The 12,849-nt window shown below is 70.9% G+C and carries 15 protein-coding genes; 9 read left to right on the plus strand and 6 right to left on the minus strand.

The genetic code is table 11. The features are described 5' to 3' along the window. Positions 1 to 1,825: alpha-galactosidase (locus QM591_RS05005; protein WP_415130225.1), on the plus strand; the 1,825-nt coding region annotated here is incomplete at its 5' end. Here QM591_RS05005 and QM591_RS05010 read toward each other — a convergent pair. Next, positions 1,822 to 3,024: a hypothetical protein gene (locus QM591_RS05010; protein WP_415130227.1), complete on the minus strand. Its 1,203-nt coding sequence runs from the start codon at positions 3,022 to 3,024 to the stop codon at positions 1,822 to 1,824. The two genes, QM591_RS05005 and QM591_RS05010, sit on opposite strands and share 4 nt — an antisense overlap. A gap of 193 nt (positions 3,025 to 3,217) precedes the next feature. Here QM591_RS05010 and rpsF point away from each other — a divergent pair, with 193 nt between their 5' ends. Genes rpsF through rplI form a run of 4 tightly spaced genes read left to right on the plus strand, consistent with a single transcriptional unit; the run spans position 3,218 to position 4,822 of the window. Beyond that, positions 3,218 to 3,556 (plus strand): 30S ribosomal protein S6, encoded by a 339-nt coding sequence (gene rpsF / locus QM591_RS05015; protein ID WP_284528807.1) that lies wholly within the window; start codon positions 3,218 to 3,220, stop codon positions 3,554 to 3,556. 5 nt (positions 3,557 to 3,561) lie between these two features. After that, the gene (locus QM591_RS05020) at positions 3,562 to 4,056 is read left to right on the plus strand and encodes a single-stranded DNA-binding protein (protein WP_144806697.1); all 495 of its coding nucleotides are present in this window, start codon (positions 3,562 to 3,564) and stop codon (positions 4,054 to 4,056) included. Positions 4,057 to 4,103: 47 nt separating this feature from the next. Further along, the gene (rpsR, locus tag QM591_RS05025) at positions 4,104 to 4,358 is read left to right on the plus strand and encodes a 30S ribosomal protein S18 (protein ID WP_005054609.1); all 255 of its coding nucleotides are present in this window, start codon (positions 4,104 to 4,106) and stop codon (positions 4,356 to 4,358) included. 11 nt (positions 4,359 to 4,369) lie between these two features. Continuing rightward, the gene (gene rplI / locus QM591_RS05030; protein WP_067165066.1) at positions 4,370 to 4,822 is read left to right on the plus strand and encodes a 50S ribosomal protein L9; all 453 of its coding nucleotides are present in this window, start codon (positions 4,370 to 4,372) and stop codon (positions 4,820 to 4,822) included. Positions 4,823 to 4,886: 64 nt separating this feature from the next. On the opposite strand, the gene QM591_RS05035 is transcribed toward rplI, so the two are convergent. The 5 genes from QM591_RS05035 to QM591_RS05055 form a co-directional block, all read right to left on the minus strand. Further along, entirely contained in the window at positions 4,887 to 5,225 is a 339-nt protein-coding gene (locus tag QM591_RS05035; protein ID WP_415130230.1) for a hypothetical protein, read from the minus strand. 102 nt (positions 5,226 to 5,327) lie between these two features. Further along, complete coding sequence (locus QM591_RS05040) at positions 5,328 to 6,497, minus strand: chaplin family protein (RefSeq protein ID WP_415130232.1); 1,170 nt, start codon at positions 6,495 to 6,497, stop codon at positions 5,328 to 5,330. A gap of 91 nt (positions 6,498 to 6,588) precedes the next feature. Further along, positions 6,589 to 7,605, minus strand: coding sequence for a hypothetical protein (locus QM591_RS05045; RefSeq protein ID WP_415130234.1), 1,017 nt, complete (start codon positions 7,603 to 7,605; stop codon positions 6,589 to 6,591). A 118-nt stretch (positions 7,606 to 7,723) separates the two neighbouring features. Continuing rightward, a complete protein-coding gene (locus QM591_RS05050) occupies positions 7,724 to 8,473 on the minus strand; it encodes an SDR family NAD(P)-dependent oxidoreductase (RefSeq protein WP_415130236.1) in 750 nt (249 codons plus the stop codon). Further along, positions 8,470 to 9,321 (minus strand): fumarylacetoacetate hydrolase family protein, encoded by an 852-nt coding sequence (locus tag QM591_RS05055; protein WP_415130238.1) that lies wholly within the window; start codon positions 9,319 to 9,321, stop codon positions 8,470 to 8,472. Before QM591_RS05055 ends, QM591_RS05050 begins: the two co-directional genes overlap by 4 nt. A 123-nt stretch (positions 9,322 to 9,444) precedes the next feature. Between QM591_RS05055 and QM591_RS05060 the strand changes: the two genes are divergently transcribed. From QM591_RS05060 to QM591_RS05075, 4 genes are read left to right on the plus strand one after another with little or no spacing between them, the layout of a single operon-like run. Beyond that, complete coding sequence (locus QM591_RS05060) at positions 9,445 to 10,467, plus strand: zinc-dependent alcohol dehydrogenase (protein WP_415130240.1); 1,023 nt, start codon at positions 9,445 to 9,447, stop codon at positions 10,465 to 10,467. Further along, complete coding sequence (locus QM591_RS05065) at positions 10,464 to 11,222, plus strand: SDR family oxidoreductase (protein WP_415130242.1); 759 nt, start codon at positions 10,464 to 10,466, stop codon at positions 11,220 to 11,222. The genes QM591_RS05060 and QM591_RS05065 overlap by 4 nt, the downstream gene beginning before the upstream one ends. Beyond that, positions 11,219 to 11,848, plus strand: a complete 630-nt coding sequence (locus tag QM591_RS05070; protein ID WP_415130244.1) for a bifunctional 4-hydroxy-2-oxoglutarate aldolase/2-dehydro-3-deoxy-phosphogluconate aldolase — start codon at positions 11,219 to 11,221, stop codon at positions 11,846 to 11,848. The genes QM591_RS05065 and QM591_RS05070 overlap by 4 nt, the downstream gene beginning before the upstream one ends. Then, positions 11,845 to 12,813 (plus strand): sugar kinase, encoded by a 969-nt coding sequence (locus QM591_RS05075; RefSeq protein ID WP_415130246.1) that lies wholly within the window; start codon positions 11,845 to 11,847, stop codon positions 12,811 to 12,813. The genes QM591_RS05070 and QM591_RS05075 overlap by 4 nt, the downstream gene beginning before the upstream one ends. Positions 12,814 to 12,849 lie beyond the last annotated feature (36 nt).

Below are 12,849 nucleotides of genomic sequence, written 5' to 3' on the forward strand. Positions count from 1 at the left end.
GACGCCCGCGGCGCCGGCGCCCGGCGGGGTGGGGGAGCACCGCGCGTGGGTTCGGCGCGGCGACGCGTGGGAGGCGACGCTCGAGGTCACCGCCCCCGATGACGCCCCCGGCCACGTGACCGAGCTCGACGCCCTCGTGGCGCGTCTCGCGCCGCGGGGCTGGTCGGCGCGGACCTTCGCGTCGGCCTGGGGAGCGGAGTTCGAGCCCGTCGAGCACTCGGATGCGTGCGGGCTCCACGTCGGGGTCCGCACCGGGCGCTCCTCCCACGGCGCCCACCCGCTCGTGGCGTTGGAGGCACCCGGCGTCGTCGTGCTCGTCTCGGTCGCATGGAGCGGCAACTGGCGGGTCGCGATCGACGACGACGGCGTGCTCCGGGCAGGCGTGGAGCCGCACGACTTCTTCATCGATCTCGCGCCCGGCGAATCCGTCGTCGCCCCGTCGGTGTTCGTCGCCCATGGCGCGACGCTGACCGAAGCCGGGGCGGCCCTCGCCGCGGCCGTCGGGGGGATCATCCCTCGGTCATCGCGCAGCGACGCCATGCCCACCGAGTGGAACCACTGGTGGCCCTATGAAGACCGCGAGATCGACGCCGACACGTTCGTCGCCGAATCCCGTGCCGCCGCCGCCCTGGGTCTGGAGGTCGCCACGCTCGACGCGGGATGGTTCGGCAGCGCCGACCGCGCGGCGGACTGGCAGACCGAGCGCGGCGACTGGGAGCGGGAGAACACGGTCCGCTTCCCCGGAGGCGTGGCGGCGCTCGCCGACCGCGTGAGAGAGGCCGGGGCTGACTTCGGGGTGTGGATCGAGGCGGAGGCCCTCGGCGCCGACGCACGGGCACGCCGAGCCCATCCCGAGATCGTCGCCACGCGCTCGACCCCCGACGGCGCCGCGCGCATCACCGTGTCGCTCGACCCCGACGACCCGACGTTCCTCGGCTACGTGTGCCTCGGCAGTCCCGCCGGGCGCACCTTCGTCCTCGACGCGATGGACGACATCGTCACCCGCACCGGAGCGCGGTGGCTGAAGCTCGACTTCAACGTCGACCCCGGAAGCGGTTGCGACCGTGACGATCACGGCCACGGCCGCGGCGACGGGCTGTTCCGCCACTACGAGGGCCTGTATGCGATGCTGGATCTCTTCCGGGAGCGCCATCCCGACGTCGTCCTGGAGTCGTGCTCGTCGGGGGGACTGCGCATCGACCTCGGGATCGCACAGCACGTGCACTGCCACTTCCTCTCCGACCCGGACTGGACAGAGCACCACCTACAGGTGCTCTGGGGCGCCTCGCTCATGCTGCCGCCGGCCGCGATCCTCCACTGGACGTGGTCGCAGTGGCTCGGCGACCACCCCGCGCAGCGCCGGGCGTGGGCGGAGCTCTCCGACGCCGAGTTCGATCGCTCCCTCCGCGCGGCGCTCCTGCACCGCACCGGCGTCTCGATCCGCCTCACCGAGCTTCCCGAGCGGCTGCGGGCGCGGCTTGCGGCGCACGTTCACGCCTTCCGCGCTCGCATCGCGCCTCTCCTCGTCGACGGCGTGCTGACGACGCTGACGCCTCCCCCGTTGCGCGACGGTGGCGGCTGCCGCCAGCCCGTCTTCCAGCTCGACTCGCGGCACGGGCATCTGCTCGCGGCCTTCGCGCTCGACACCGAGAGCGAAGACGTCGCCTTGGCGTGGCGCGGATTGCAGGCCGACGCGCGCTACGACGTGACTCCGCTCGCCGACGGGGAGCCGCCGTTCACGGCCACAGGCGCCGAGCTCCACGCCGGCACGTCGCGTCGCGGCTGCTCCTGGCTGTGGCTGGCCGTTCGGCGCGCAGACGACTAGCGGAAGAGGCCGCTGAGGAATCCGGCGAACACGCCCGCCTGTCCGAAGAGGAAGAAGGCGAGGAACGCGACGAAGACGATGACGATCGCCCACGGGAACCGCTGCTTCAGCCGTCGTCCGGGCGCGGCTACACCGGGTGGCGGCCGGAGCGCGGCCATCGGCGCGACGAACGGAAGCGGACCGGCGACGCCGGGTGTTCCCGCGCCGTCCGCCGCTCCCGCCGGGCCGTTTGCGGAGGCGCCCGGCGTCGGGACGACCGGGGCCGCGAGGGCAGCGAGACGGTCGTCACGCCAGCGCTCCCACTGCGCGAACTTGTCGAGGAAAGCGCGCACCACCGAGAACAGCCACGCCCAGGTGCCGGGATAGAGCGTCGAGAAGTCGCGCTTGGCGTACAGGAACATCCAGTCGTCGACGATCTCCACGTCCAGCGCCGCGGCGTGGTCGATGAAGCGCGCCATGATGTCGGGCGTGAACAGATAGAGGGCGTCGGCCTCGTAGCCCTCCGGGCAGTACAGCGAGAAGTGCCGGTCGAAGTCACCCTCGAGGCTCAGGCGCTGGTCGCGGTTGAAGGCGGCGGGGAGGTTGGAGCCGAAGAGACCGTTGTTGCTCGTGGCATCGAGCACGATGTGGGGAAGCGGCGTCGAGAGCTTCACGGCCACGTAGCCCCACTTGTGGGTGGTCTGGTTCTTCCCGGAGCCCGTCGTGTACTGGTAGTTGCCGAACTCGACGAAGCGCGGGTGGGCGCCGCGGACGATGTCCGTCGCCTTCCGCGACCGGCCGAGCGAGAAGATCATCCCCGGGAGCGGCGGGTTGATCGCCTCCGGATGCCACTGCATGCCGTTGGCCCGCGCGAACCGGTCGAGGCGATACCAGCGCACCGCCGTGCTGTTGCGGGAGAACCGCCACACCAGGGTCGCGATCAGCGCGATGATCAGGACGATCATCACGAAGGGGACGAACGAGAGCACGCCCGGCGCTCCACTTCCCGAGCCCACCGCCAGGAAGGTCGTGAAGATGCTCGCGAACACCCCGCCGAACACCAGGAGGAAGACCGCGGCGAAGGCGACACCGATGACGATGCCGATCGGCCCCGTTCCCGCCGGCGCACGCCCGCTCTTGCGCAGCTCCGCGACGTACGCGCGGGCGGCCGCCCTGTCGACCGGTTCGGTGAGGGGACGTTCGTCGAAGGTGGACGTCATGACGGCCACGCTACCGGGCGCCTCCGGCCGTGGCTCGCGGCGCCCGCCGGGTCCGCTAGACTGTTGTGGTTGTCTGCCTGCGCTCCGGCGTGGAACGGCACGTGCATCAACCCTCCTGATGCCGGGAACCGCCCGGTATCCGTTCTAGTCCGAAGGAGGTGGGTTAGTGACGCACACGCACCAGTACGAACTCATGGTCATCCTTGACCCCGAGGTCGACGAGCGCCAGGTCGCTCCCAAGCTCGACGGTTTCCTGAAGGTCATCACCGCAGATGGTGGCTCGATCGACAACGTCGACGTGTGGGGCAAGCGCCGTCTCGCGTACGAGATCCAGAAGAAGAACGAGGGCATCTACGCCGTCGTCAACTTCACCGCCACCAGCGCCGCCACGCAGGAGCTCGACCGTCAGCTCAAGCTGAACGAGCAGATCATGCGTACGAAGGTCCTCCGCGCCGAGGAGGCGATCGCTCAGGTCGCCGCCGAGAAGGAGCGCGCTGAGGCCAAGGCTGCCCGCAAGGCTGCGAAGGCCTGACGACGATGGCCGGCGAGACCGTCATCACCGTCGTGGGCAACCTCACGGCAGACCCCGAGCTGCGCTACACGCAGAACGGCCTGCCGGTCGCGAACTTCACGATCGCGTCGACTCCGCGCAACTTCGACCGTCAGGCCAACGAGTGGAAGGACGGCGAAGCGCTGTTCCTCCGCGCGTCGGTGTGGCGCGAGTTCGCCGAGCACGTGGCCGGTTCGCTCACCAAGGGCATGCGGGTCATCGCGACCGGCCGTCTGAAGCAGCGCTCCTACCAGGACCGCGAGGGCAACAACCGCACCGCGATCGAGCTGGAGGTCGACGAGATCGGCCCCTCGCTCCGCTACGCGACCGCCCAGGTCACCCGCGCCGCCTCTGGCGGTGGCGGTGGTGGCCAGTCGCGTCCCCAGGTCCAGCAGGAAGAGCCGTGGGCGACCCCCGGCTCTGCTGCTCCGGATGCCTGGAGCGCCCCCGGCGCCGGCTACGGCGACGACACCCCGTTCTGATCAGGACTTCGGATGCCACGGCATCCGACCACAACTAAGGAAACAACATGGCTGGAAAGGCTACCGGCGATCGCCGCAAGCCGCGGAAGGGCGCGAAGAACGCCGCTCCCGCGAAGGCGATCCGCGTCGGCGTCATCGACTACAAGGACGTCGCAACGCTTCGTAAGTTCATCTCGGAGCGCGGGAAGATCCGCGCCCGTCGTATCACCGGTGTCTCGGTGCAGGAGCAGCGTCTGATCGCCAAGGCGATCAAGAACGCGCGCGAGATGGCGCTCCTGCCTTACGCCGGCGCTGGCCGCTAAGGGGTCCCGACATGGCAAAGCTGATTCTCACGAACGAGGTCGCCGGGCTCGGAAGCGCCGGTGACGTCATCGAGGTCAAGAACGGGTACGCCCGCAACTACCTCATCCCCCAGGGCTTCGCAGTGGCCTGGACCCGCGGTGGCGAGAAGCAGGTGGCGTCCATCCGCGCCGCCCGTGACGCCCGCGCGATCCACGACCACGAAGAGGCCGTGGCGCTCAAGAACTCGCTCGAGTCGAACAAGGTCAAGCTGTCGGTCAAGGCCGGCGCCGAGGGCCGCCTGTTCGGCTCGGTGAAGACCGCCGATGTGGCCGACGCCGTCAAGGCCGCCGGTCTCGGCGAGCTCGACAAGCGCAAGATCCACATCACCTCGCCGATCAAGTCGGTCGGCGAGCACGAGGCGACCGTTCGTCTGCGCGACGACCTCACCGCCGTGATCACCCTGCAGGTGGTCGCCGCGAAGTAATCGCGTCGATATCGAAGGGCCGTGGGAGTGATCCTGCGGCCCTTCGTCGTTTCCCGAGGTCTCGCTACCCCGCAACTGTCGTCTGGATCACAGCGACGGCCGTCACCGTTGCCACGACGAGCAGGGCGATGCATGCCGTGGGCGCCCACCAGCTCGACTGCTGACGGCGGCCTCGGACGATGATGATGACCGTGCTCAGCACGGGTAGCGTGATCAGCAGGCCGCGGAAGCTGGCGAACGTCACCCATACCGTGTGGCTGCAAGCGTCGTCTGCGCACCCCGCCACCGACAACGTCTGCAAGGTGACGTACCAGCGGGCGGCCACCGACAGCGCGATCAACGCGACCAGGATCACCACTGCGCGCGGTCGCTCGGTCGGACTGCCGCCGGGTGCTCGTCTCACGGGCTCAACCTAGCCGACCCCGTGAGAACCTCGCCGAGGGCGGGCAAGCGAAGGCGGGGACGCCGCGCCAGGCTGAGCCGGCGCCCCCGTTCGCTCCTGCCGTCAGATCGTGCGGCGCGTCAGACGCATCACCCCTCCCCCGATCATCAGCAGAAGTGCGAGGGCCACGAAGGGCAGCAGAGGCTGTCCACCCGTCTCGGCCAGGGCCGCCGCGGTGGGTGCGCCCGCGGGTGAGCCGACGATCGTCGTCCCGTCCGTCGGCGTGCCCGGGTCCGTGGGCGTGCCCGGGTCAGTGGGCGTTCCCGGGTCGGTCGGGTCCGTGGGGTCGGTGGGGTCCGTCGGGTCGGTGGGGTCCGTCGGGTCGGTCGGATCCGTCGGGTCGGTCGGCACGACCGGCGTCGTGGTCTCACTGTCGCCGACCACCGAGATGGCGTTGCCACCGAGCGTCACCGGAATCGACACCGGAAGCGCCAGCTGAGTGCCGCTCAGCAGGCCCTCGGTGCCGGACGTGACCGGTCCGATCCCCGTCCCGGAGGCCGTTCCACTGCCGGTCGGGGTGCCGGTGCTGGTGCTGTCTCCGAGGAGGGAGATGGCGTTGCCGCCGACCGTGACCGGGAGCTCCACCGGGGCGACGACCTGGCTGCCGGAGGCGACGCCGTCCGACCCGCTGGTTGTGGCTCCGGTTGCCGCGGTGTCGTCGGCCGGTGCCGAGGCAGGTGCCCCGCCGGCGGTGCTGCTCTCGCTGTCTCCACGCACCGAGATGGCGTTGCCCTCAACCGTGACCGGAACCTCGATCGGTGTGACGACCTGCGAGCCGGAGGCGACACCGTCGGTCCCGTCGGTGGTCGCCTCCGCAGGTGCCTCCGCGGCATCCGACGATCCGCCGCCGGCGGTGGGCTTGTCGCTCTTGCTGTCGCCGACCACCGACACGGCGTTGCCTTCGACCGTGACCGGAACCTTCACGGAGATGAGTCCCTGGGTGCCGGACGCGACGCCGTCGCTGCCGCCGGTGGAGGCGCCGCCGGCATCGGCCGAAGCCGCTGTCGGCTCGGCGGCATCGGCCGACTCTGAGCTGCTCGACGAATCGCCCAACACGGAGATGCCGTTGCCCGACACCGTCACGGGCACCGTGACGTCGATGAGGGCCTGGGTGCCCGACAGCAGACCATCGTCGCCGTCGGTCTCGGCCGCCATCGCGACCGAGGCGCCGGCGAGCGTGAGCCCGCCGGCGAGGAGCGTGCCCCAGAGGGCGCGCTTGATGAATGTACGCATGGTGTCTCCTTGACTGAATGGGGGGTGGGCGCGCAGGAGGCGCGCCAATGCTCGTCTGCGCCGATCGGGGGCGGTCAGCGCTCGCGGGCGGTCAGTCCGGAGACGTGTCGGGCGAGGAGGCCGGCGATGCCGGCGCGATCCATCCTCCGTGGCCCACGATGCACGACCAGGCATGACGTGCGTACGAGGGCGCGGAGGCCGGGAGGGCGCCGGGTCCCGTGGCAGTGCCGGAGGAGCCGGAGGAAAGACCGAGGGCGGCACACACCTGCGCGGGGAGGAGCGCAGGTGTGCCGGGGGGAGCGGCGGGGGCGTCGGCGCGGGTCGCACGGGGGGCGGTGCGCGCACCGTCGACGGTGGCGACGGAGTCGCGGGAGGAGGCGGATGCCGCGGTGATCGCGGCCCAGAACGCCGCATCCACCGGCGTGCTTTCGCCCGCGAGCGAAGTGTCGCCGGAGGAGGGCACGGCGTCGGCGCCCGGAGAGGTCGCGGGCTCCTCGGGCGATGGTCCCGCCTCGCCCGGCGTCTCGGGCAGCGGGGTCGCCGGGAGCACGACGGTGGGACCGCCATCGACGACGATCTCGACGACGGTGTCGACGGCGTGGCCGGCATCCGCCAGCACGTCGTCCACCACGCCGCCGACGTGATCGACCAGATCATCCGCACCGAGTTCGTCGACCACCGCGCCGACCACGGGAGTCTTGCTCACCGCTTTCGTGACCGTCTTGGTCACCGTGGTGGCCGGCTTGGCGTCGGCGACCTTCGTCGTGCTCTTCGAGATGACCTCGGTGGCCTTCTCGGTGGTCTTCTCCACGGTCTTCGCGGCCGTTGAGGTCACCGCGACGACCGGCTTCTCGACGACCTCCTCGAGGGGGTCGGGCAGGATGTCGACGGTGCCCTCCACGAGACCGGTGACCGATCCGAGCAGACCGGGCCGATCGTCGTCGTCTGCGTGTGAGGGCTCGGCACCCCACCCTGTCGCGGTGGACAAGACCATCCATCCCAGCGCGAGGCCGACGGCACAGAGAGCGACGTGGAACCACCGAGGGGCGTACGCCGCTCGGGACGTTTCGGCCTGCGGGGGGATGCTGGCCGTTCGTACCGTCTCCACGTTCACCTCCGTCGCGTCTCGACGTTGGGGGGCGATCTGAGTGATCGCGCGGGGTGCCTGGTGAGACAGAACATACCGGGCGAGCACGCGGCTGTCCAGGGCCGCGCCGTGACCGGACTCAGCCGCGGGTCCGCAGGTGGGTGACGCCGCCGTCGACGGGGAGGAGGATGCCGGTGGTCGAACCCGAGCGGGGACTCGCCAGGTAGGCGATCGCATCGGCGACCTCGTCCGCGGTGACCATCCGACCGGTCGCCTGGCGTGCGTCGAGCGCGGCCTTCTCGGCAGCGGGGTCGTCGAACTGCGTCAGGAAGCGGTCGACGAACGGGGTGTGGACCGTCCCCGGACCGACGGCGTTGACCCGGATGCCGTCGCCGACATGGTCAGTGGCCATCGCGAAGGTCAACGACAGCACGGCACCCTTCGAGGCCGCATAGAGCGCGCGCCGGGGGAGTCCGTTGAGCGCCGCGATCGAACAGACGTTGACCACGGCAGCCGCCCGCGACGCGCGCAGCCACGGCAGCGCGGCGCGCGTGACGCGGGCCATCCCGACCACGTTGACGTCGAGGACGTCGCCCCATTGGTCGTCAGCGAGCTCCTCGACGCTGCCGATGGCGGCAATGCCGGCATTGTTGACGACGATGTCGATGCCGCCGTGATCCTCGGCGATGGCGGCGATGGCGGCATCCACGCTCTGGCGGGAGCGGACGTCGCCCACATAGCCGTGGAGGGCCTGCGGGAGTCCGTCGAGCGAGCGATCGATGACGGCCACGGTCGCACCACGCGTGTGCAGCTCGGTGGCGGTGGCCAGTCCGATGCCGGAGGCGCCACCGGTGACGACGGCGACCAGGCCGTCGAACTCGGCGGTCACGCCGGCACCATCCGCTGTTGCATCCCGCCCAGGCCGTCGATCTCCAGGCGCACGACGTCACCCGCGCGCAGGTACGGCGCATCGGCGAGCCCGAGAGCGACACCGGCGGGTGTGCCGGTGTTGATCAGGTCGCCGGGGCGCAGCACCATGAACTGCGACAGGTATCTCACGATGTGGTGGACGGAGAAGATCATGTCGCGGGTGTTGCCGTCTTGACGGGGGATGTCATTGACCCACAACCGCAGTCCCAGGTTCTGCGGATCGTCGATCTCATCGGCGGGGACGAGCGTCGGTCCGAGTGGATTGAAGCTCTCGCAGCTCTTGCCCTTGTCCCACTGGCCGCCGCGTTCGAGCTGGAACTCGCGCTCGGAGACGTCGTGGGAGACGGTGTATCCGGCGATCACGTCATCGACGTCGTCTTCGGGCTCGAGGTAGCGGGCGGTCCGGCCGATGACGATACCCAGCTCGACCTCCCAATCGGTCTTGACCGATCGGCGGGGGATGAGCACATCGTCGTAGGGGCCGACGATCGTGAAGGGATCCTTCATGAACACGACGGGCTCGGTGGGAACGGCGAGCCCCGACTCGGCGGCATGGTCGGTGTAGTTGAGGCCGACGCAGACGATCTTCCCGGGCGTCGCGATGGGCGCACCCAGACGCAGGGTGTCGGCCCCGGCGAGCTCGGGCAGTTCCCCGGCGGCGTGCGCCGCGCGCGCCCGGGCGATCCCGTCCGACGCCCAGAACCCGCCCGTCAGATCGTCGGTGATCCCGCGCAGGTCGAACGACCGGTGCCCGTCGGTGTAGACGGGGATCTCGGCCCCGGGTTCGCCTCGTCGCTGGAAGCCCATGTTCTGTCCTCTCCGGCACCGTCTTCGGCGCCCGCTGTGTCAAGGATATGATGTCTGATGAATTTTCCGTAGGATGCCGTTATGACGCGGTCAACACCGCGGAGACAGAGCCGAGGAGCGTCGATGCTGACTGCGAACTATGTCGGGGGCGGCCGGATTGCCATCGCCGAAGCCGAGCCGTCGGCGCCGGGACCGGACGAGGTGCAGGTCGCGGTCGCCTACGCCGGCCTCTGCGGCACCGACCTGCACATCCTGCACGGCGCCATGGACGCTCGCGTGGCGACGCCGCTGGTGTTCGGGCACGAGATGAGCGGAACCATCGCGGCCGTGGGCGCGGAGGTGACCGCGTGGAGCGTCGGTCAGCACGTCACCGTGATGCCTCTGGCATGGGACGGCACGTGTCCGGCCTGCCGTGCCGGGCACACCCACATCTGCCAGAACTTGAACTTCATCGGAATCGACTCCCCGGGCGCGCTCCAGCCCTTGTGGAACGTGCCCGCCGACACCCTCGTCGCGCTGCCGCCCACGCTGCGCCTCGACCACGCCGCGCTCGTGGAGCCCGTGGCGGTGGCCGTGCATGACGTGCGTCGGTCGGGACTGCGCGCAGGCGACCGCGTCGTCGTCATCGGCGGCGGTCCCATCGGCGTGCTCATCGCGACGGTGGCCCGCCACGCCGGTGCGGCGGTGACCGTGATCGAACTCGACGCCGCGCGCCGCGGTGGAGTCGAGGCGCTCGGATTCGCGACGGTCGATCCCGCCGGCGTCGACGTCGTGGCCCACATCGAGGAATGGACCGCCGGCGCCGGCGCCGACGTGGTCTTCGAGGTCTCCGGCGCTGCCGCAGCGGTGCGGACGGCGACAGCGTTGGCCAAGGTGCGTGGCACCGTCGTGGTGGTCGCCATCCATCCCACCCCGAGAGAGGTCGACCTGCAACGGGTGTTCTGGCGGGAGCTGACCATCCTGGGGGCGCGGGTGTACGAGCGCGAGGACTTCGTGCGCGCGGTCGAACTGCTCGACGAGCACGTGATCCCCGCCGACGCGGTCATCACCGCCGTCTCCCCGCTGTCAGAGACGGCGGAGGCCTTTCGCACGCTCGAGTCGGGCCGGGCGCTCAAGGTGCTGATCGACGTGGCGGGCCAGCGATGAGCGGGTTGTTCGACCTCGCCGGTCGCACCGCGGTGGTCACCGGCGCCCGCCGCGGGATCGGGCGGGCGATGGCGGTCGCACTCGCAGCGGCCGGCGCCGACATCATCGGAGTGAGCGCGACACTGGAGTCCTCCGGCAGCGCCGTCGAGCACGAGGTGCGGGCGCTCGGTCGTCGGTTCGTGGGCATCGCGTGCGACTTCGCTGATCGCGGCGCGGTCGTCGCGCTGGGCGAGCGCCTCGCGGGGGACCCGGTGGACATCCTCGTGAACAACGCCGGGACCATCCTGCGCGCTCCTGCTGCCGAGCATCCTCTCGAGTGGTTCGACCGAGTCGTCGAGATCAACCTCGCCAGTCAGTTCGTCCTCACGCAGGCCGTGGGGCGGGGCATGATCGAGCGCGGCGGCGGCAAGGTGATCTTCACCGCCTCCCTCCTGACCTTCCAGGGCGGGGTCACCGTGCCCGGCTACGCGGCGGCGAAGTCGGGCATCGGCGGGCTGACCAAGGCTCTTGCCAACGAATGGTCACCGCTCGGGGTCAACGTCAACGCGATCGCCCCCGGCTACATCGCCACCGACAACACCCAGGCGCTGCGAGAGGACGAGAATCGCTCGTCGGCGATCCTCTCCCGTATCCCCGCAGGCCGCTGGGGTCGACCCGACGACCTCGCGGGCGCGACCGTGTTCCTGGCCAGCGCCGCCTCGGACTATGTCGACGGCGTGGTGCTCCCCGTCGACGGCGGATGGCTCGGTCGATGAGCATCCGGGCCGTCGTGGCGTCTCTGCGGCTCATCCCGGTGGTCACCATCGACGATCCGGGACGGGCCGTGGGGGTCGGGGAGGCGTTGGCTGAGGCGGGGATCCGCGCAGTCGAGGTGACCCTGCGCACGCCCGCCGCCTGGGACGCGATCGGACGACTGATCTCCGCCGGCACCGCGATCGAGGTGGGCGTGGGCACCGTGCTGACGGCCGACGACGTGGAGCGCGCCGCCGCCGTGGGGGCGCGCTTCACCGTGAGCCCCGGACTCGACGAGGCCAGCGTCGCGCGCGCCGGCGAGCTGGACCTGCCGCTGCTGCCCGGAGTGGCCACAGCGACCGAGGTCATGCGCGCTGTGCGGCTCGGCTGCGATGCGGTGAAGCTGTTTCCCGCGGATGCCGTCGGAGGTCGTGCCGCGATCACCGCGCTGTCGGCGCCGTTCCCCGGTGTGGGGTTCGTGCCGAGCGGTGGCGTCACGCTCGCCAACACCCCTGGGTATCTCGAGCACACCGCCGTCCCCGCCGTCAGTGGCAGCTGGATGGTGCCTCGCGAGCACATCGTCGCTGGAGACTTCGCCCGCATCCGCGATCTCTCTCGGCGCGCGGCGGATGTGGCGGGGCTGCGATGACCCGCGCGCTGGTCACCCTCGGCGAGACGATGGGGCTCTTCCACGCGGACCAGCCGGGTGCCGCGGCACACGTCGACGGCTTTCGCTTCGGCATCGGCGGGGCGGAGAGCAATGTCGCCATCGGTGTGGCGCGCCTGGGTGGCAGGGCCCGCTGGATCGGGCGCGTCGGTGACGACGGTGTCGGCGGGAGAATATGTCGCGAACTGCGCGCAGAGCAGGTGGATGTCCGAGCGGTCGTCGACGCCGATGCCCCGAGCGGCATCATGGTGAAGACGCGACGGGGCGGGCGCGTCATCGTCGACTATCACCGCACCGGGAGCGCGGGAAGCCGGCTCACCGCCGCCGACCTCGCCGATGAGTCGCTCTGGACCGACGTCGGGGTGCTCCACGTGACCGGCATCACCCCCGCCCTGTCGGAGGCGGCGCACGAGGCGGTCTTCGCGGCCGTCGAGATCGCCCGCGCGCGCGGGGCGAGGATCTCGTTCGACGTGAACCACCGCTCGTCGCTGTGGGGCACCACGCACGCGGGTCGTGCACGCGCCGCGGCGTCGTACCGAGAGCTGCTCTCCGTGTCGCACCTGGTGTTCGCCGGAGAGGATGAGGCGCGGCTTCTCGCGACCGGCGCTGCTCCGGATGCGTCGGCCGCAGACCTGGCACGCGCGCTGGGTGAGAGCGGGGCGGATGTCGTCGTCAAGCGGGGCGAACGCGGCGCCTTTGCGCGTATCGACGGGCGGGAGTACGATCTCCCGGCCGTGCCGATCGCGCCGATCGACACGGTCGGCGCCGGCGACGCCTTCGTCGCCGGCTACCTCGCCGACACCCTCTCGGGCGCCGACGCCCCGCAGTCGCTGCGCACCGCTCTGCGCGCCGGGGCCTTCGCGTGCCTGCACCCCGGCGACTGGGAGGGTCTGCCCCATCGATCCGATCTCGACCTGCTCGAGGCCACCGATCCCGTCGTGCGCTGAGCCCTCGCCTGCCGACGACTGCCCCGCCACCGATCC

This window comes from Microbacterium sp. (assembly GCF_047607225.1).
Taxonomy (GTDB): Bacteria; Actinomycetota; Actinomycetes; order Actinomycetales; family Microbacteriaceae; genus Microbacterium.

Bases quoted from the DNA above. Each gene is read 5' to 3' on its own strand.
- QM591_RS05020 (WP_144806697.1), top strand. From the start codon at position 3,562: ATGGCCGGCGAGACCGTCATCACCGTCGTGGGCAACCTCACGGCAGAC.
- QM591_RS05040 (WP_415130232.1), bottom strand. From the start codon at position 6,497: ATGCGTACATTCATCAAGCGCGCCCTCTGGGGCACGCTCCTCGCCGGC.
- QM591_RS05070 (WP_415130244.1), top strand. From the start codon at position 11,219: ATGAGCATCCGGGCCGTCGTGGCGTCTCTGCGGCTCATCCCGGTGGTC.
- QM591_RS05075 (WP_415130246.1), top strand. From the start codon at position 11,845: ATGACCCGCGCGCTGGTCACCCTCGGCGAGACGATGGGGCTCTTCCAC.
- rpsR (WP_005054609.1), top strand. From the start codon at position 4,104: ATGGCTGGAAAGGCTACCGGCGATCGCCGCAAGCCGCGGAAGGGCGCG.
- QM591_RS05055 (WP_415130238.1), bottom strand. From the start codon at position 9,321: ATGGGCTTCCAGCGACGAGGCGAACCCGGGGCCGAGATCCCCGTCTAC.
- QM591_RS05010 (WP_415130227.1), bottom strand. From the start codon at position 3,024: ATGACGTCCACCTTCGACGAACGTCCCCTCACCGAACCGGTCGACAGG.
- rplI (WP_067165066.1), top strand. From the start codon at position 4,370: ATGGCAAAGCTGATTCTCACGAACGAGGTCGCCGGGCTCGGAAGCGCC.
- rpsF (WP_284528807.1), top strand. From the start codon at position 3,218: ATGGTCATCCTTGACCCCGAGGTCGACGAGCGCCAGGTCGCTCCCAAG.
- QM591_RS05060 (WP_415130240.1), top strand. From the start codon at position 9,445: ATGCTGACTGCGAACTATGTCGGGGGCGGCCGGATTGCCATCGCCGAA.
- QM591_RS05065 (WP_415130242.1), top strand. From the start codon at position 10,464: ATGAGCGGGTTGTTCGACCTCGCCGGTCGCACCGCGGTGGTCACCGGC.